The sequence below is a fragment of the Streptomyces sp. NBC_01255 genome (assembly GCF_036226445.1).
Taxonomy (GTDB): domain Bacteria; phylum Actinomycetota; class Actinomycetes; order Streptomycetales; family Streptomycetaceae; genus Streptomyces.
On sequence record NZ_CP108474.1, the window covers coordinates 1,612,927 to 1,629,719 of the forward strand.

Annotated in this window: 13 protein-coding genes; all 13 read right to left on the reverse strand. The window is 72.6% G+C overall.

Features of this window, described 5'->3' with window-relative positions; translation table 11 throughout:
- Window positions 1-10: 10 nt before the first annotated feature.
- Window positions 11-859, reverse strand: coding sequence for a TatD family hydrolase (locus tag OG357_RS06965; protein WP_329620305.1), 849 nt, complete (start codon window positions 857-859; stop codon window positions 11-13).
- Window positions 859-1,419 carry an EboA domain-containing protein gene (locus tag OG357_RS06970; protein ID WP_329620306.1) on the reverse strand — a complete coding sequence of 187 codons (561 nt, stop codon included), beginning with the start codon at window positions 1,417-1,419 and terminating at the stop codon, window positions 859-861. The genes OG357_RS06965 and OG357_RS06970 overlap by 1 nt, the downstream gene beginning before the upstream one ends.
- The gene (locus OG357_RS06975) at window positions 1,413-2,309 is read right to left on the reverse strand and encodes a sugar phosphate isomerase/epimerase family protein (RefSeq protein WP_329620307.1); all 897 of its coding nucleotides are present in this window, start codon (window positions 2,307-2,309) and stop codon (window positions 1,413-1,415) included. The genes OG357_RS06970 and OG357_RS06975 overlap by 7 nt, the downstream gene beginning before the upstream one ends.
- Window positions 2,306-3,247, reverse strand: a complete 942-nt coding sequence (locus OG357_RS06980; RefSeq protein ID WP_329620308.1) for an SCO3242 family prenyltransferase — start codon at window positions 3,245-3,247, stop codon at window positions 2,306-2,308. The genes OG357_RS06975 and OG357_RS06980 overlap by 4 nt, the downstream gene beginning before the upstream one ends.
- Complete coding sequence (locus tag OG357_RS06985; RefSeq protein ID WP_329620309.1) at window positions 3,244-4,425, reverse strand: inositol-3-phosphate synthase; 1,182 nt, start codon at window positions 4,423-4,425, stop codon at window positions 3,244-3,246. Before OG357_RS06985 ends, OG357_RS06980 begins: the two co-directional genes overlap by 4 nt.
- Window positions 4,426-4,534: 109 nt before the next feature.
- Window positions 4,535-8,284 carry a ThuA domain-containing protein gene (locus tag OG357_RS06990; RefSeq protein ID WP_329620310.1) on the reverse strand — a complete coding sequence of 1,250 codons (3,750 nt, stop codon included), beginning with the start codon at window positions 8,282-8,284 and terminating at the stop codon, window positions 4,535-4,537.
- Window positions 8,285-8,593: 309 nt separating this feature from the next.
- The gene (locus OG357_RS06995; protein WP_329620311.1) at window positions 8,594-9,598 is read right to left on the reverse strand and encodes a sugar phosphate isomerase/epimerase family protein; all 1,005 of its coding nucleotides are present in this window, start codon (window positions 9,596-9,598) and stop codon (window positions 8,594-8,596) included.
- A gap of 13 nt (window positions 9,599-9,611) precedes the next feature.
- Window positions 9,612-10,862, reverse strand: coding sequence for a Gfo/Idh/MocA family protein (locus OG357_RS07000; RefSeq protein WP_329620312.1), 1,251 nt, complete (start codon window positions 10,860-10,862; stop codon window positions 9,612-9,614).
- Window positions 10,863-10,930: 68 nt separating this feature from the next.
- Window positions 10,931-11,974: a substrate-binding domain-containing protein gene (locus OG357_RS07005; protein ID WP_329620313.1), complete on the reverse strand. Its 1,044-nt coding sequence runs from the start codon at window positions 11,972-11,974 to the stop codon at window positions 10,931-10,933.
- Between the two features lie 118 nt (window positions 11,975-12,092).
- Window positions 12,093-13,094, reverse strand: a complete 1,002-nt coding sequence (locus OG357_RS07010) for an ABC transporter permease (RefSeq protein WP_329620314.1) — start codon at window positions 13,092-13,094, stop codon at window positions 12,093-12,095.
- Complete coding sequence (locus OG357_RS07015) at window positions 13,091-14,605, reverse strand: sugar ABC transporter ATP-binding protein (protein ID WP_329620315.1); 1,515 nt, start codon at window positions 14,603-14,605, stop codon at window positions 13,091-13,093. The genes OG357_RS07010 and OG357_RS07015 overlap by 4 nt, the downstream gene beginning before the upstream one ends.
- A gap of 115 nt (window positions 14,606-14,720) precedes the next feature.
- Window positions 14,721-15,902: an ROK family transcriptional regulator gene (locus OG357_RS07020; RefSeq protein WP_329620316.1), complete on the reverse strand. Its 1,182-nt coding sequence runs from the start codon at window positions 15,900-15,902 to the stop codon at window positions 14,721-14,723.
- Between the two features lie 172 nt (window positions 15,903-16,074).
- The gene (locus tag OG357_RS07025; RefSeq protein ID WP_329620317.1) at window positions 16,075-16,776 is read right to left on the reverse strand and encodes a class F sortase; all 702 of its coding nucleotides are present in this window, start codon (window positions 16,774-16,776) and stop codon (window positions 16,075-16,077) included.
- Window positions 16,777-16,793: the final 17 nt, after the last annotated feature.

Genomic DNA, 16,793 nt, shown 5'->3' on the forward strand with positions numbered 1-16,793 from the left:
GCGGGGTGCCTCATTCCCCGCCGCGGAGGAGGGAGTTGCCCTCGTGCAGGCCCTGTGGGGAGGGGAGGTCGAGCCGGAGGCGCCCGCTGAGTCCGTAGAAGGCGACGGGGTTGCGCCAGAGGACCCGGTCGACGTCGTCGTCGGTGAATCCGGCGGCGAGCATGGCGTCGCCGACGGCACGGGTCTTGAGGGGGTCGCTCCTGCCCCAGTCGGCTGCCGAGTTCACGAGGACCCGCGCGGTCCCGTGGTTCCGGAGGATCGCGACCATCCGGTCCACGTCCATCTTGGTGTCGGGGTAGACGGAGAAGCCGAGCCAGGCGCCGCTGTCGGCGGCCTCCTTGACGGTGGTCTCGTTGAGGTGGTCGAGGAGGACGCGGTCGGGGGCGAGCGCGGACTCGCGGACGACGTCGATGGTGCGGCGCAGGCCGGTGAGCTTGTCGCGGTGCGGGGTGTGGACGAGGGCGGGCAGGCCTTGGTCGGCGGCCAGCTGGAGCTGGGCGGCGAGGGCGGTGTCCTCGGCCGGCGTCAGGGAGTCGTAGCCGATCTCGCCGACGGCGACGACACCGTCCTTGGCGAGGTAGCGGGGCAGGTCGTCGAGGACGGGGGTGCAGCGGGGGTCGTTGGCCTCCTTGGGGTTGAGGGCGAGGGCGCAGTGGTGGGTGATGCCGTACTGGGCGGCGCGGAAGGGTTCCCAGCCGAGGAGCGAGTCGAAGTAGTCGAGGAAGGAGGCGGGCGAGGTGCGGGGCTGGCCGAGCCAGAAGGAGGGTTCGACGAGGGCGCGGACGCCGGCGTCGCGCATCGCCTGGTAGTCGTCCGTGGTGCGCGAGGTCATGTGGATGTGGGGGTCGAAGACGCGCATCAGGACTCCTCGACGGGTGCGGTGGCGGTGAGGGCGAGGACGTGGGGCAGGTCGGCGGGGAGGGGGCGGCCCGCGGCGGTGAGCTCGGCGGCGTGGGCGGCGAGCATCCGGGCGAGTTCGGTGTCTCCGGCGGAGCGCTCGGCGAGGCCGGCGACGGCGGTGACGGGGACGCCGGTGAAGAGGCATTTCAGCAGGGCGTGGCGCCAGGTGTGGGGGGTGAGGTGGGTGGCGGCGTAGGGGCCGAGGGCGGCGGCGATGAGGGTGGTGTCGTGGGTGCGCAGGGCGTCCTCGACGAGGGGTACGGCCTCGGGGCCGGGGACGAGGGAGGGGAGGGCGAGGAGGACGGCGCGGCGCTCGGCGGCGGCGCCGTGGTGGTAGAGGCGGGTGAGTGTGGCGGCGTCGGCGGCGGCCGTCCGGAGGAGGAGGGTGCGGGCGGAGTCCGCGTGGGTGTGGCCGCAGTGGCGTCCGGCGGCGACGAAGTGCGATTCCCAGTCGGGGGTGCGGGCGGCGGCTTCGGTGAGTGCCGAGTCCAGCCAGGTGCGGGCGGTGCCGGTCAGCATTCCGGGGCCTCCTGCCGCAGGAAGGAGAGGGCGGTGCGGGCGATTTCGGGGCCGGCGTGGGAGTGCCGGGGCAGTTCGACGACGGTGAGCCCGGTGTAGCCGGCGGTGGTGAGGTCGGCGAGAGCGGCGAGGACGGGCGGGAAGTCGATGTCTCCGTCGCCGAACGGCAGGTGTTCGTGGACACCGCGGCGCATGTCCTCGATCTGGACGTGGTGCACCCAGGGGGCGGCGGCCCGTACGCAGTCGGCGGGAGGGAGGGGTTCGAGGCACTGGCAGTGGCCGATGTCGAGGGTGAGGCCCAGGACGGTGGGTGGGGGTGCTCCGAGGAGTCCGCGCAGGTGGTGGAAGTCGTCGAGGGTGGCGAGGAGGTGACCCGGTTCGGGTTCGACGGCGAGGGGGACGCGGGCGGCGTCTGCGGCTTCCAGGACGGGTGTGAGGGAGGTGGTGAGCCGCTTCCAGGCCTCGTCGGGTGAGGTGTCCGCGGGGACGGTGCCGCTGAAGCAGTGCACGGCGTGTGCGCCGAGGTCGGCCGCGACCCTGACGGCCCGGAGCAGCAGCCGGGTGCGGGCGGCCCGGTCCTGGGGGTCCGCGTCGAGCAGCGACGGTCCGTGTTTGCGGCGGGGGTCGAGGACGTAGCGGGCGCCGGTCTCGACGGTGACACCGAGTCCGAGGGCGGCCAGTCGCCGGCCGACCCGGGCGGTGTGGGCGGCCAGGTCGGGCGCGAGCGGGTCGAGGTGCATGTGGTCGAGGGTCAGGCCGACGCCGTCGTAGCCGAGGTCGGCGAGGAGGCCGAGGGCCTCGTCGAGCCGCAGGTCGGTGAGGCCGTTGGTGCCGTAGCCGAGCCTGAGGCGGGGTGTGGGGCGGGGCCCGGGGTGGGGGGCGGTGCTCATGTGGGGCTCACCTTCCGGGCGAGGGCGCGGGCGAGCGGGACGAGCCCGAGGAGCCCGAGCGCCGTGCCGGGGGCTCCGGCGCGGGCGGCCAGCGCGGCCTGGAGCGGGATCGTCGCCCGTATCCCGCCGCCGACGGCCCGCTCGGTGAGCGCCGCGGAGGGGTTGAGCGCCGCATGCAGGAGGTGGGTGGCGGGGGTGCGGGCGTAGGCCAGGGCGAGGAGGGGGCCGAGGCGGGGAGGGGGGAGGGTGGGGCGGGGGCGGGGGGCGGGGGCCCCGGAGGGAGGGGATTGTTTCGCGCGGCTCGATACCGTCCCGGCCACCGCCAGGGTCACGGCGAGCGCCGCGAGCGGGGTGCGGGTCGAGCCGCCGTGGGTCTCGTGGCGGGAGACGGCGGTGACGGCGTAGGTGTGGGCGCCGAGGAGAGCGGCGGCGGGCAGAGCGGCGGGGAGCGAGCGGAGGGCGCGGCGCGGCGGGTCGGTGGTGGCCGTGGCGCCGAGGAGGAGGTCGAGGGCTCGGGCGGTCGCCATCGTGGCCGGGCCCGCCGGAGTGTGCTTGAGGCCGAGGTCGTAGACCCAGACGGTGGTGGCGAGGGCGGTGGCGACCGCGAGGGCCGGGCGGCTGGCGCGGGAGGCGAGGCCGAGGCCGGTCGCCGTCAGGGCGGCCGAGGCCGCGAGGGCGGCGGCGGGGGTGATGCGGCCTGAGGGCAGCGGGCGGTGCGGGCGTTCGGCGGCGTCCTCGTCGCGGTCGGCCCAGTCGTTGAGTGCCATGCCCGCCTCGTACAGGCAGAGGGACGCGGCGATCGCCCACAGCGTGCCGCGCCCGGGGCGCGAGCCGGCGGCGGCCGCCCCGGCGAGGACGTCGCCGGGTACGGAGGCAAGCGCCGAGACGCGGAGGAGTTCCGCCCAGGCCCTCGGGCCGCCGGTCGCGCGGGTCGTCATCGTCGTACCCCTGGCGTCGGGGCTGCTTCGGGCGTCGGCTCTTGTCCGGGTGGGGGCGTGTCCGTGGCGTGTGTCGTGCTCAGGGTCCTGCCGAAGCTGACGAGGCGGGTGTACTGGGCCGCGAGGGAGGCGGGAGGGGTGCCTTCGGGGTCCTTGAAGTAGAAGGCGAGGTCGTCGAGGGAGCCGGTGAGGCCCCTCTCGTGGGCGCGGGCGGTGAGGCGGGCGAGGTCCAGGACGAGGGGTGCGGCGAGGGCGGAGTCGCAGCCCTGCCAGAGGGTCTGGAGGATCATGCGGGTGCCGAGGAAGCCGTCGAAGGCGATGTGGTCCCAGGCGGTCTTCCACTCCCCCAGGGCGGGGACGTCGTCGATGTGGACCTGTCCTTCGACCGCGCCGCCGAGGGTGTCGGTGAGGACGCGTTCCTTCCCGGCGTTCTTGGCGGCGGCGGCCGCCGGGTCGGCGAGGGCCGCTCCGTCGCCGCCGCCGAGGAGGTTGCTGCCGGACCAGGCGCGTACGGTCAGGGCGCGCTGGAGGAACATCGGGGCGAGGACGGCCCGCAGGAGGGTCTGTCCGGTCTTGCCGTCGCGACCGGCGTGGGGCAGTCCGCTCGCCGCGAGCGGTGCGGCGAGTGCGGGGTGGCGGAGTCCGGTGGACGGGGTGAAGTTGACGTACGGGCAGCCCGCGCGGAGCGCGGCGGCGGCGTAGAGGCTGCTGGGTGGGAGCCCGACGCCCCCCGACGCCGGCTCCGTGGAGGCCACATTGACGACCACGACGCGGTCCAGGCCAATGCGTTCCCGGAAGTCCGTCAGGTCGGCGGTGAAGGCGGTGACGAGCTGTTCGTCGGTGCGGGTGTCGCCGGGGAGGGGGCCGCCGGGGCGGATCTCCCGGTCGGCGGCTTCGAGTTCGGCGGTGACGGCGCTCGCCAGGCCGTACGGGAGGACTCCGGCGGTGGTGAGCTGTTCGGCCCGTTTGGGGAGGGGGAAGTCGGTGGTGTCGTGGCCGCCGAAGACGAGTGTGGCGAGTGGTGGGAGGCCGGCGTCGGCGAGGTCGGGTGTCTCGGTGGCCATGCCGGTGGGTGGGTGGAGTCCGGCGACGAGGGCGGCGCAGCCGGCCACGGTGGTGGTGGCGACGGATCCTCGCGCGCCGATGAGCCAGATTCCCGTGCGGTGTCCGGTGGGCATGTCGACGGCCTCCCTGCTCGTCCTGCGGGGGTGGTGTGTGGGGTGGGGGACGGTGGGCGGGTACGGCGGCCCCGCCCACCGTCGTCCGGTGGGGGTGGTCAGAGGGCGGTCAGGAGGAGAGCTCCCTGATCTGGATGTTGCGGAAGGCCGCCCGGTCCGCGGCTCCGTGGTTCTGGATGCCGATGTGGCCGGTGGTGAGGGAGCGGGCGGGGTCGGTGTTGGTGAAGTCGTTGATCTTGACGCCGTTGAGGATGACCTGGAGGCGTTCGCCCTGGACGCGGATCTCGTACGTGTTCCACTGGCCGGGCGGGCGGAGGACGCGGTCGCGGGCGGTGAGGTTGGCCGACTTGAAGCCGTAGACGGCTCCGGTGGTGCGGTCGGCGGTGTCGGTGGCGTCGATCTGGATCTCGTAGCCGTTGTTCACGGCCGACCAGGGGTCGTCGGAGGCGGGGAATCCGACGAAGATGCCGGAGTTGTCGTCGCCGGTGAGTTTCCAGTCGAGGGTGAGGGAGTACGACCGGAATTCCTTGGCCTGGTACCAGAGGAGGCCCATGCCGCCGGTGGTACGGAGTTCGCCGTCGGTGACGTCGAAGGCGCCGGGTCCGGCCTGCTTCCAGCCTTCGGTGGTCGCGCCGTTGAAGAGGCTGCGGCTTCCGGTCTGGGGTCGGCAGTCGGCCTTGACCTGGCCGGTGGCGTACTGGAGTCCGCCCGACAGGTGCTGTCGGAAGGCGGGTTCGGCGTACGACTCCTTGGTGTGGCCGCCGCCGGTGTAGAAGGAGCGGCCGCCGCCGTAGCTCTGGCACCAGGCGATGGGGTGGTCGCCCTTCATGGTGCCGCCCTGGTAGGTGGTCTCGTCGAGGGTGGCGAGGATGCGGGCCTGACCGCGGGGGTTGGTGCGGTAGTTGTACCACTCGTCGGTGCGCTGCCAGGGGCCGTCGAGGTGGGCGGTGGCGGGGTGGGTGTGGTCTTCGACGCGTACGGTGGCGGGCTGGATCTGGGGGTGGGACTGGAAGTGTGCGCCGACGAGGCCGCCGTAGAAGCTCCAGTCGTATTCGGTGTCGGCGGCGGCGTGGACGCCGAGGTAGCCGCCGCCTTGGGAGACGTAGTTCTCGAAGGCGGTCTGCTGGTCGGTGTCGAGGACGTCGCCGGTGGTGGAGAGGAAGACGACGGCGTCGTAGCGGGCGAGGTTGTTGGTGGTGAACTGGCGTGGTTCTTCGGTGGCGTCGACGGTGATGCCGTGTGCGGCGCCGAGTTCCTTGAGGGCGGTGATGCCGGTGGGGATGGAGTCGTGGCGGAAGCCGGCGGTCTTGGAGAAGACGAGGACGCGTTTGGCGGTGCGGTCGGCGGGGGTGCTGGAGATGGTGAAGTCGTCGAGGTCGTAGAGCGCGCCGGTGCCGCCCTTGAAGACGAGGTAGAGCTGGGTGGTCTTGCGGGGTACGGCGCGGAGGGGGACGTCGACGTCCTGGAAGGTCTCCCAGCTGCCGGTGACGGGGACGGTGGTGGAGCCGAGGAGGGGGCCGGTGGGTGAGCCGGTGCGGACTTCGAGGTAGCCGCCGGTGCCGCCGGAGGAGACGCGGGCGGTGAGTTCGGTGGCGCCGGTGAGGTTGTACGGGGTGAAGGCGATCCAGTCGCCGTCGTTGATGTCGCCGACGGTGCGGCCGCCGTTGGCCTGGGTCTTGTCGTAGGTGCGGATGCCGTCCTGGCTGTCGAAGTGTTCGGCCTGGCGGTGGCGGGGCTGGAGTTTGGCCTGGTCGCGGCCGGTGAGGGCGGCTTGTCCGCCGCCTCCGCCGTCGGTGTACTCGGCGGTGAAGACGGCGAAGATGTTGGCGTCGTCGTCGTGGCCGCCGTCGGCGGAGGTCTTGATGGTGCCGGTGCAGCCGTTGGCGGAGGTGACGGGGTGGCCGTGGCTGTCGTGGCCGAGGACGTAGGTGACCTTGATCTTGGCGCAGTCGATGGGGCCTGTGGCGGCGTCTTCGGGGTCGGTGACGGTCACCTTGAAGGGGACTTCGTCGCCGAAGGCGAAGAGGGCTCCTTCTGCGGGGAGTTGGAGGTCGACCTTGGGTGCGGTGTTGCCGACGACGATGTGGGCGGAGGCGGATCCGGTGCGGCCGGTGGGGTCGTGGGCGGTGACGGTGGCGGTGTAGGTGCCGTTTGTGCGGTAGGTGTGGGTGGGGTTGGCGGTGGTGGCGGTGGTGCCGTCGCCGAAGTCCCAGGTGTAGGTGAGGGGTTCGCCGTCGGCGTCGGTGGTTCCGGCGGAGGAGAAGGCGACCTTGAGGGGTGCGGTGCCGGAGGTCTTGTTCGCGGTCGCTTCGGCGACGGGTGAGCGGCCTCCGGTGGCGTTTTCGATGCGGTAGAGGCCGGAGTTGTCGTCGCCGCCGAACCAGGCGGTTCCGTAGTCGAGGACGTAGAGGGCTCCGTCGGGCCCGAAGGCCATGTCCATGATCTGGGTGCCGGTCCAGGGCACGGGGTTGATGGACTGGACGGTGCCGTCGGTGTTCTGGTCGACGCGCTTGATCCAGCGGCGGCCGAACTCGCCGGCGAAGAAGTCGCCGTCGTAGGCCTCGGGGAACTTCACCGGGGAGGTGTTGGCGGGGTCGTACCGGTAGACGGGGCCGCCCATGGGTGATTCGGAGCCGGTGCCGAACTCGGGTACGGAGTCGCCGTTGTAGGGGATCCAGGCGGGTTCGGCGGGGGGCAGGTCGACGAGGCCGGTGTTGTGCGGCGAGTCGTTCTTGAGGGCTCCGCAGTCGAAGGTGGCGCCGGAGGTGCCGGTGGCGAAGTCGTAGTCGACGTAGGGCTCGTTGTCGCCGGTGCAGAAGGGCCAGCCGAAGTTTGCGGGCTTGGTGACACGGGCGAACTCGACCTGTCCGGCGGGGCCGCGGGCGGGGTCGGCGGCGCCGGCGTCGGGGCCGTAGTCGCCGACGTAGAGGATGCCGGTGGCCTTGTCGACGCTGAAGCGGAAAGGGTTGCGGAAGCCCATGGCGTAGATCTCGGGCCTGGTCTTGTCGGTGCCCGGGGCGAAGAGGTTGCCGGCGGGGACGGTGTACGTGCCGTCGTCGGCGACCTTGATACGGAGGATCTTGCCGCGGAGGTCGTTGGTGTTGCCGGAGGTGCGGCGGGCGTCGAACGCGGGGTTGCGGCCGGGGCGTTCGTCGATGGGGGTGAAGCCGTCGGAGGCGAAGGGGTTGGAGTCGTCGCCGGTCGACAGGTAGAGGTTGCCCTGGGCGTCGAAGTCGATGTCTCCGCCGACGTGGCAGCAGATGCCGCGGGTGGCGGGGATGTCGATGACCTTCTTCTCGCTGGCGTTGTCGAGGGTGAGGTCGGCTTTCAGGGTGAAGCGGGAGAGGCGGTTGACGCCGTCGAACTTCGCGAGCTCGGCGGGGGTGCCGTCGTTGGGGGCGTCGCCGGCGGGGGTGGTGAGGGGTGGGGCGTAGTAGAGGTAGATGGCGTGGTTGCGGGCGAAGTCCGGGTCGAGGCCGATGCCTTGGAGGCCCTCTTCGTCGTGGGAGTAGACGGGGACGGTGCCGATGACGGTGGTGTTGCCGGCGGCGTCGGTGCGGCGGAGTTCGCCGTTGCGGGAGGTGTGCAGGACGCTGCGGTCGGGGAGTACGGCGAGGGACATGGGTTCGCCGACTTCTGCGGCGCCCTTGGCGAGGGTGACCTGCTGGAAGTCCTCGGCAGCGGCAGCGGCAGCCGAGGCGGAAGTGGTGGTGTCCGTGTCGGCGGCGTGGCCGGTGGGGGCGCCGAGGGTGAGGGCGGTGAGGGCGAGCAGGCCGCCGGTGAGCAGGGCGAGGGGCTTCCCCAAGAGGGGGCGTCCGGCGAGCGGGGTCCTGGTGCGGGGCCGTCGTTGTGTGTGCACGAGTGTCCTCCGGGAAGGGGGGCCGGTCGTACGGGGTTCTCCGTGCCGTTGGGGGCGCGGGGAGGGGTGGGTGCCGTGGTGTCCGGGGGTGGGCGTGCGCCGTCACGCCGTCCGGGTCGACATTCACGTCGCGTTACGTCATGTACACATCAGGTACGTCTGGGACCGTAGCGGTGTTCGTCCGGGTCGCAAAGCCCTTGTGCACGAGGAGGCGTGAACTTTCTCCCGCCAGTGGACAAAGGCGTGTGCGGGCAGCACGGCCCGGCCCGGCGGCGGTGTCGCCGCCGGGCGTGGACCTGCGCGTTCAGTTCAGTCGGCGTTCCCGAAGGCCGCGTCGAAGGAGGCGGCGGGCGGGTCGAAGTCGTACCGCTTGAGGTGGGCGAGTGCCTCGGGGGCCCCGGTCAGGCGGTCCATTCCGGCGTCCTCCCACTCCACCGAGACGGGCCCCGCGTAGCCGATCGACCGGAGCATCCGGAAGACGTCCTCCCAGGGCACGTCGCCGTGCCCGGCGGAGACGAAGTCCCAGCCGCGCCGCGGGTCGCCCCAGGGCAGGTGGGAGCCGAGCCGCCCGTTGCGGCCGTCGAGGCGCTTGCGGGCCTCCTTGCAGTCGACGTGGTAGATCCGGTCGCGGAAGTCCCACAGGAAGCCGACGGGGTCGAGGTCCTGCCACACGAAGTGGCTCGGGTCGAAGTTGAGCCCGAAGGCCGGGCGGCGGTCGACGGCCTCCAGGGCTCGCTGGGTGGTCCAGTAGTCGTAGGCGATCTCGCTGGGGTGGACCTCGTGGGCGAAGCGCACGCCTTCGGCGTCGAAGACGTCGAGGATCGGGTTCCAGCGCTCCGCGAAGTCCTCGAAGCCGCGCTCGATCATGCGCTCGGGCACCGGCGGAAACATCGCCACGAGGTGCCAGATGGAGGAGCCGGTGAAGCCGATGACGGTGTCGACACCGAGGGCCGCCGCGGCCCGCGCGGTGTCGGCGAGTTCGCGCGCCGCCCGCCGCCGTACACCCTCGGCGTCGCCGTCGCCCCAGATCCGGGCGGGCACGATCGCCTGGTGGCGTTCGTCGATCGGATGGTCACAGACGGCCTGCCCCACCAGGTGGTTGGAGATCGCCCAGCACTTCAGCCCGTACGCGTCGAGTAGTTCGCGCCTGCCCTTGACGTACGCGGGGTCGGCGAGGGCTTTGTCGACTTCGAAGTGATCGCCCCAGCAGGCGAGTTCGAGTCCGTCGTAGCCGAAGTCGCGGGCGAGCCGGCAGACCTCCTCCAGGGGCAGGTCGGCCCATTGGCCGGTGAACAGCGTGAAGGGTCGGGGCACGGTCGGGCACCTCCTAGCTCGATGCGGGTGCGGGCAGGGGCGTGGGCAGGGATGTGAGTACGGGGGCGGGTACGGGGGTGTAGACGGCGTTGTTCCGGGCGCTGTCCTCCACCGCTGCCAGGACCCGCTGGACCTGGAGGCCGTCCGCGAAGGAAGGTGCGGGGGCGGTGCCGCTCGCGATGGCGAGGACCAGGTCGCGGGCCTGGTGGGCGAAGGTGTGCTCGTAGCCGAGTCCGTGACCGGGGGGCCACCAGCCCTCCAGGTACGGGTGGTCGGGTTCGGTCACGAGGATGCGGCGGAAGCCGGCGGAGACGGCGGGCTCGGTGTGGTCGTGGAAGGACAATTCGTTGAGCCGTTCCAGGTCGAAGGCGAGTGAGCCCTTCTCGCCGTTGAGCTCCAGCCGCAGCGCGTTCTTGCGGCCGGCCGCCATCCGGGTGGCCTCGAAGGAGGCGAGCGCCCCGGAGGCGAGTCGCCCGGTGAACAGGGCCGCGTCGTCGACCGTGACCTGCCCGTACGCCTCCGAGCCCGCTCCCCCGGCGAGGCCGCCCGCGGCGGCGCCCGCGAGCAGGGGACGCTTCCGTACGAAGGTCTCGGTGAGCGCCGACACCCCGACGAGCGGCTCCCCCACCAGGTACTGGGCGAGGTCGACGGCGTGCGCGCCGAGGTCCCCGAGGGCGCCCGAGCCTGCGTGTTCGCGTTCCAGGCGCCAGGTCAGCGGGAAGCCACGGTCGACGAGCCAGTCCTGGAGGTAGGTGACGCGGACGTGCCGCAGCTCGCCGAGGCGGCCGTCCGCGACGAGCTGCCGGGCGTACGAAAGGGCCGGCACCCGGCGGTAGTTGAAGCCGACCATGGCGATCTGGCCGCGGGCGGCGGCGGCCGCGGCGGCCGCGGCCATCGTCTCGGCCTCGGCGACCGAGTTGGCGAGCGGTTTCTCGCACAGGACGTGCTTGCCGGCCTCCAGGGCGGCGACGGCGATCTCGGCATGGCTGTCGCCCGGGGTGCAGACGTCGACGAGCTGGACGTCGTCGCGGGCGATCAGGGCGCGCCAGTCGGTCTCGGCGGCGGCCCAGCCGTGGCGGCGGGCGGCGGCCCTGACGGCGTCGGGGTCGCGTCCGGCGACGGCGGCGAGGACGGGGCGCAGCGGCAGGTCGAAGGCGCGGCCCGCGGTGCGCCAGCCCTGTGAGTGGGCGGCGCCCATGAACGCGTAGCCGACCATGCCGACGCCGAGCGTCGGCGGTGCGGCCCCGCTCTCCGTCGTGTCCATTCGGTTCCTCCGTTTCGTGGTGCGGCGAGGTCCTGCTCCCCCGGGGGCGGTCGGGCCGCCGGGGCCGGTCAGCTGAAGCCGGTGGGCAGGTACTCGTCGACGTTCTCCTTGGTGACGACGGCCGAGTAGAGGGTGATCGAGGCGGGGATCTCCAGCTCGGCCATGCCGCTGATGCCCTTCTTCTGACCGAGGGCGCGGGCGAGGTCGATGGCGGAGGCGGCCATGGTGGGCGGGTAGAGGACGGTGGCCTTGAGGACGCCGTCGTCGGCCTTGATGGCGTCCATGGCGGACTTGGCTCCGGCGCCGCCGACCATGAGGAAGTCCTTGCGGCCGGCCTGGGCGATGGCGCGGAGTGCTCCGACGCCCTGGTCGTCGTCGTGGTTCCAGAGGGCGTCGAACTTCGGCTGCGCTTGGAGGAGTTGGGCCATCTTGGCCTGGCCGGACTCGACGGTGAAGTCGGCGGCCTGGCGGGCGACCTTGCGGATGTTGGGGTAGTTCTTGAGGGCGTCGTCGAAGCCCTGGGTGCGCTGTTTGGTGAGTTCCAGGCTGTCCATGCCGGCGAGTTCGATCACGGTGGCGTTCGGCTTGTCCTTGAGCTGTTCGCCGATGAAGCGGCCGGCGTTGAGGCCCATGCCGTAGTTGTCGCCGCCGATCCAGCAGCGGTAGGCCTGCGGGGAGGCGAAGATCCGGTCGAGGTTGACGACGGGGATGCCGGCCTTCATGGCCTGGAGGCCGACCTGGGTGAGGGCCTTGCCGTCGGCGGGGAGGATGACGAGGACGTCCACCTTCTTGTTGATGAGGGTCTGGACCTGGCCGATCTGGGCGGCGGTCTCGTTGGAGCCCTCGGTGATCTCCAGGGTGACGTCGGCGTACTTCTTCGCGCGCCGCTGAGCGTTCTCGTTGATGGCGTTGAGCCAGCCGTGGTCGGCCTGCGGTCCTGCGAAGCCGATGGTGACGGGGGTGCCGGGCTTGTCGTCGGCGCCTGCGGCGGGGGCGGAACTCGCGGCGGGTGTCTGGTTCTTGGGCTCGTTGCTCGTGCAGGCGGTGAGGACGGCACCGGCGGAGACGGCCGCGCCGCCGAGGAGGAGGTGTCTGCGGCTGGTTTCGGGCATGGCGGTGGATCCCTTCTGGAGAGGGTGGTGCGCGCAAGGGGTGGAGGGGGTCGTCAGGGAGGGGGGAAGGGGGCGTCAGGGAGGGGGAAGGGGGCGCCGGGGAGGGGAAGGGGGGTCGTCAGGTGTCGCCGTCGCGGGCCGAGCGGCGCTGGACGAGGACGGCGGCGACGATGATGGCGCCCTTGGCGATCTGCTGGACGTCGCTCTGCAGGTTGTTCAGGGCGAAGATGTTGGTGATCGTGGTGAAGACGAGGACGCCGAGGACCGAGCCGACGATGGTGCCGCGGCCGCCGCTGAGGAGGGTGCCGCCGATGATGGCGGCGGCGATGGCGTCCAGTTCGTACAGGTTGCCGTTGGTGTTCTGTCCGGAGCCGGCGAGGACGATCAGCAGGAACGCGGCGACGCCGCAGCACAGTCCGGAGAGGACGTAGAGGAGGAGGCGCTGGCGGCGGACGTCGATGCCGGCGAGGCGGGCGGCCTCGGGGTTGCCGCCGACGGCGACCGTGCGGCGGCCGAAGGTGGTGCGGTTGAGCAGGAGCCAGCCGGCGCCGGTGACGGCGGCGAAGACGAGGACCAGCGGCGGGATGCCGAGGATGTAGGCGTCGGGGATGCCGAGGTCGAGGACGGAGTCGACGGTGACGATCTGGGTGCGGCCGTCGGTGATCTGGAGGGCGAGGCCGCGGGCCGAGGCGAGCATGGCCAGGGTGGCGATGAAGGGGACCATGCCGCCGTAGGCGATGAGGACGCCGTTCACGAGCCCGCAGCCCACGCCGACGACGACGGCCGTGAAGAGGATGCCGGCGAAGCCGAACTCCTGGGTGGCGAGGGTGGTGGCCCAGACGGAGGCGAGGGCGACGATCGCGCCGACGGACAGGTCGATGCCTCCGCTCGTGATGACGAAGGTCATGCCGACGGTGACGACGCCGATGACGGAGGCCTGGGTCAGGACGAGTTGGAGGTTGGAGCCGGCGAGGAACTCGGCGGGCCGGGTGAGGCCGCCGACGGTGATCAGGACGGCCAGGACGCCGAGCAGGGACAGGTTGCGGACGTCGGCCTTGAGGCCGAGTGCCCGCCAACGGCTTTCCTCGGCCGGGGCCTTGGCCGGGGTGGTGAGGGTCATGCGGTCGGGCTCCCTTCCATCACGAGGTCGAGTACGCGGTGTTCGTCGAGGTCGCGGGCGGGCGCCGTGTGCACGACGCGGCCTTCGCGGAGGACCAGGACGCGGTCGGCGAGGCCGAGGACCTCGGGTACCTCGCTGGAGACGAGGAGGACGGCGAGGCCGTCGTCGGCGAGTCGGCGGATGACGGCGTAGAGCTCGGCGCGGGCGCCGACGTCGACGCCGCGGGTGGGTTCGTCGAGGAGGAGGACGCGGCAGCCGCGGAGCAGCCAGCGGGCGAGGACGGCCTTCTGCTGGTTGCCGCCGGAGAGGGTGCGGACGCGGGCCTCGGGCCGGTCGGGGCGGAGCGAGAGCGTACGGGTGGCGGCGCGGGCGGCCTCGCGTTCGGCGGCGCGGTCGAGCCAGCCGCCCCAGGAGAAGCGGGCGAGGGAGGAGACGGAGACGTTGCGGGTGACGGATTCGAGGAGGAGCAGGCCCTGTGCCTTGCGTTCCTCGGGGGCGAGGCCGAGGCCGGCGCGGACGGCGGCGGGGACGCTGCCGGGGCGCAGGGGCCGGCCGTCGACGAGGACGCGTCCCGCGGTGGGTCGCCGTGCCCCGTAGACCGTCTCCAGGATCTCGGAGCGGCCGGAGCCGACGAGTCCGGCGAGGCCGACGATCTCCCCGGGGCGGAGTTCGAGGTCGACGGGATCGAACTCGCCTTTTCTGGTGAGGCCTTGGACCTGGAGGACGGGTGCGGCGGTGGGCGGGCGGACGGGCCGTTCGGGGAAGACGTACGGGACGTCCCGGCCGGTCATGAGGGCGACGACGTCCCGGGTGGGGGTCGTGGCGGGCAGTCCGCGGGCGACGGCCCGGCCGTCCTTGAGGACGGTGACGCGGTCGCCGATGCGGCGGATCTCCTCCAGTCGGTGGGAGATGTAGACGACGGCGACCCCGTCGGCGGTGAGGTCGGCGACGATCCGGAAGAGGTTGGCGACCTCGTCGGGGTCGAGGGCGGCGGAGGGTTCGTCCATGACGATGAGGCGGACGTCGTGGGAGAGGGCCCGGGCCATGGAGACGATCTGCCGCTGGGCGGCGGAGAGTTCGCGGAGGTGCCGGTCCGGGTCGATCTCGGGGTGGCCGAGCCGTGCGAGGAGGGCGGCGGTGGCGGTGCGGGCGGTACGGCCCCGGACGAAGCCGGCGGTGGTGGGCTCGTGGCCGAGGTGGACGTTCTCGGCGACGGAGAGTCCTTCGACGAGGTCGAGTTCCTGGTAGATGGTGGCGATGCCGAGGCGGACGGCGGCGCTCGGGGAGCGGAGCCGGACGGGTTCGCCGTTCCAGGTGATCCGGCCCGCGTCGGGCTGGTGGGCGCCGGCGAGGACCTTGATGAGGGTGGACTTGCCGGCGCCGTTCTGGCCGAGGAGGCAGTGGACTTCGCCGGGGGCGACTTCCAGGTCGACGCCGTCGAGGGCGCGGACGCCGGGGAAGGACTTGGTGATGCCGTGCATCGTGAGCAGGGGCGGTTGTTCTTGGGGCATGACGGGGATCCCCTCGGCGGGTACGGGTGGCGCCGGAGCGGGTGGGTGAGGTGGGGCCCGGCGGTGCGGGCCGATGGGCACACACCGTGGGGAGTCGGCGAGCTACGCGGACGGGCTACGCCGGTGAGAAGAGGTGGTCGCTGATGAGGCGGGCCGCGCCGGTCACTCCGGCGGTCTGGCCGAGCTCTCCGAGGACGATGGGGAGGTTGCCGGTGGCCAGGGGCAGGGACTGCCGGTAGACCTGGGTGCGGACACTGGCGAGGAGGTTGTGACCGAGGCCGGTGACACCGCCGCCGATCACCACCAGACCGGGGTTGAAGAAGCTGACGAGTCCGGCGATGACCTGCCCGACCCGGTTTCCGCCCTCGCGGATGAGGGCGAGCGAGGTGGCGTCGCCCGCGGCGGCGGCCGCCGCGACGTCGACCGCGGTGAGCCGGCCGGCTGCCGCGAGGCGGGCCGCCAGCTCCTCCGACCTGCCGCCGCGCGCCGCGTCCTCGGCGTCGCGGGCCAGGGCGGCGCCGCTGAAGTGGGCTTCCAGGCAACCCGTGTTGCCGCAGGCGCAGGCGCGGCCGTCGGGGTCGACCTGGATGTGGCCGATGTCGCCGGCGCTGCCCGTCGTCCCGCGGTAGACCTCGCCGCCGACGACGATGCCGCAGCCGATGCCGGTGCCGATCTTGACGCAGAGGAAGTCGCCGACGGAGCGGGCGACTCCCGCGTGCTGCTCCCCCATGGCCATGAGGTTCACGTCGTTGTCGACCATGACGGGGCAGCCGAGTTCCTGGCTGAGGGCCTCCCTGACGGGGAAGCCGTCCCAGCCGGGCATGATCGGCGGGGCGACCGGGACGCCTTCGGGGAAGCGGACGGGTCCGGGGACGCCGATCCCGGCGCCGTCGAAGCCTTCCGCGATGCCCGTGTCTCGGAGCTTCGCCGCCATCGACAGGGCCTGTTCGAAGACGGCGACGGGCCCTTCGCGGACGTCCATGGGGTGGTTGAGGTGGCCGAGCACCTCCAACTCGGCGTTGGTGACGGCGACATCGATGGAGGTGGCGCCGATGTCGATGCCGAGGAAGCGGAGTTCGGGAGCGAGTCGGATGTTGTGGGAGCGGCGGCCGCCCCGGGAGGCGGCGAGACCGTCGGCGACGACGAGTCCCGTCTCCAGGAGGCGGTCGACCTCGACGGCGAGCTTGGAGCGGGAGAGATCGATCTGATCACCCAGCTGCGCACGGGAGTTGGGACCTCCGTCGCGCAGCAGGCGGAGCAGTCGCGCCTGATGCCGGTTGGCGGGTCGTGCCGTCATGCGTCTCACGCGCCCCTCCCTCTCGTCGCACGCTCTCCTTCGGGCTTTCGGCAGGAACGTAGCAGCGGGGTTCCGGGGTGGGAAGAAGTCGCGCAGGAATCCGGGCAGACTTTTTCCCCGATGGGGACAAAGGAGGGGTGTGGCAGGAAGAAGGAAGGAAGGGTGAGAGGTGTCAGCGGATCTCGACCAGGCGGGCCGAGACCACCACGTTGCCCTCGTAGCCGGTCTCCCGTGTGAAGGTGCCGCCGCAGGTGATGAGCCGCAGCTCGGGGAGGCCGGAGTCGCCGTAGACCCGTGCGGCGGGGAAGCCGTCCTTGGGGACGACCTCGACCCCGTACACGGCGAAGACGGCGGTCCGGCCGTCACGGCGGACCACTTCCACGCGGTGGCCCTTGCCGAGGGCGCCGAGGTCGTAGAAGACGGCACGGCCGGACGGGGTGTCGACATGGCCGACGACGACGGCGGTGCCGCGCTCGCCGGGGGTGACCGCGCCGGTGAACCAGCCCGCGAGGTGGTCGTCCTCGGGGGGCGGGGCCTCGATCCAGCCGTCCGCGTCGAGGCCGACCTCCGTGAGCGGCGCGTCGATCCGGACCGCCGGGACGCGGACCCGTACGGGCGGCGAGGCGGGCAGCGGATCCGGTACGGAGTCGGTGACCGGCGCGGTACCGGCCGCCCGGGTGCCGGCGGGGGCGGCCACGGCGAGGGGCTGCGGGGGGCCTTCGGCGCGGAGCTCCTCCGCGCCGCCGCGCACGAGGTGCACGCCGACCAGGAGGACGACGGCTATGACGCCCCAGGCGCCGCGCCTCCCCGTTCCTGGCGTCCCCGTTCCGCGCGTCCCCGTTCCTGGCGTCCCCGCTTCGTTCGACCCCTGCACGGCCGTACTCCTCCGTC

Bases quoted from the DNA above. Each gene is read 5' to 3' on its own strand.
- OG357_RS06970 (WP_329620306.1), bottom strand. From the start codon at position 1,419: ATGCTGACCGGCACCGCCCGCACCTGGCTGGACTCGGCACTCACCGAA.
- OG357_RS07015 (WP_329620315.1), bottom strand. From the start codon at position 14,605: ATGCCCCAAGAACAACCGCCCCTGCTCACGATGCACGGCATCACCAAG.
- OG357_RS07000 (WP_329620312.1), bottom strand. From the start codon at position 10,862: ATGGACACGACGGAGAGCGGGGCCGCACCGCCGACGCTCGGCGTCGGC.
- OG357_RS06985 (WP_329620309.1), bottom strand. From the start codon at position 4,425: ATGCCCACCGGACACCGCACGGGAATCTGGCTCATCGGCGCGCGAGGA.
- OG357_RS06975 (WP_329620307.1), bottom strand. From the start codon at position 2,309: ATGAGCACCGCCCCCCACCCCGGGCCCCGCCCCACACCCCGCCTCAGG.
- OG357_RS07010 (WP_329620314.1), bottom strand. From the start codon at position 13,094: ATGACCCTCACCACCCCGGCCAAGGCCCCGGCCGAGGAAAGCCGTTGG.
- OG357_RS07005 (WP_329620313.1), bottom strand. From the start codon at position 11,974: ATGCCCGAAACCAGCCGCAGACACCTCCTCCTCGGCGGCGCGGCCGTC.
- OG357_RS06965 (WP_329620305.1), bottom strand. From the start codon at position 859: ATGCGCGTCTTCGACCCCCACATCCACATGACCTCGCGCACCACGGAC.
- OG357_RS07020 (WP_329620316.1), bottom strand. From the start codon at position 15,902: ATGACGGCACGACCCGCCAACCGGCATCAGGCGCGACTGCTCCGCCTG.
- OG357_RS06980 (WP_329620308.1), bottom strand. From the start codon at position 3,247: ATGACGACCCGCGCGACCGGCGGCCCGAGGGCCTGGGCGGAACTCCTC.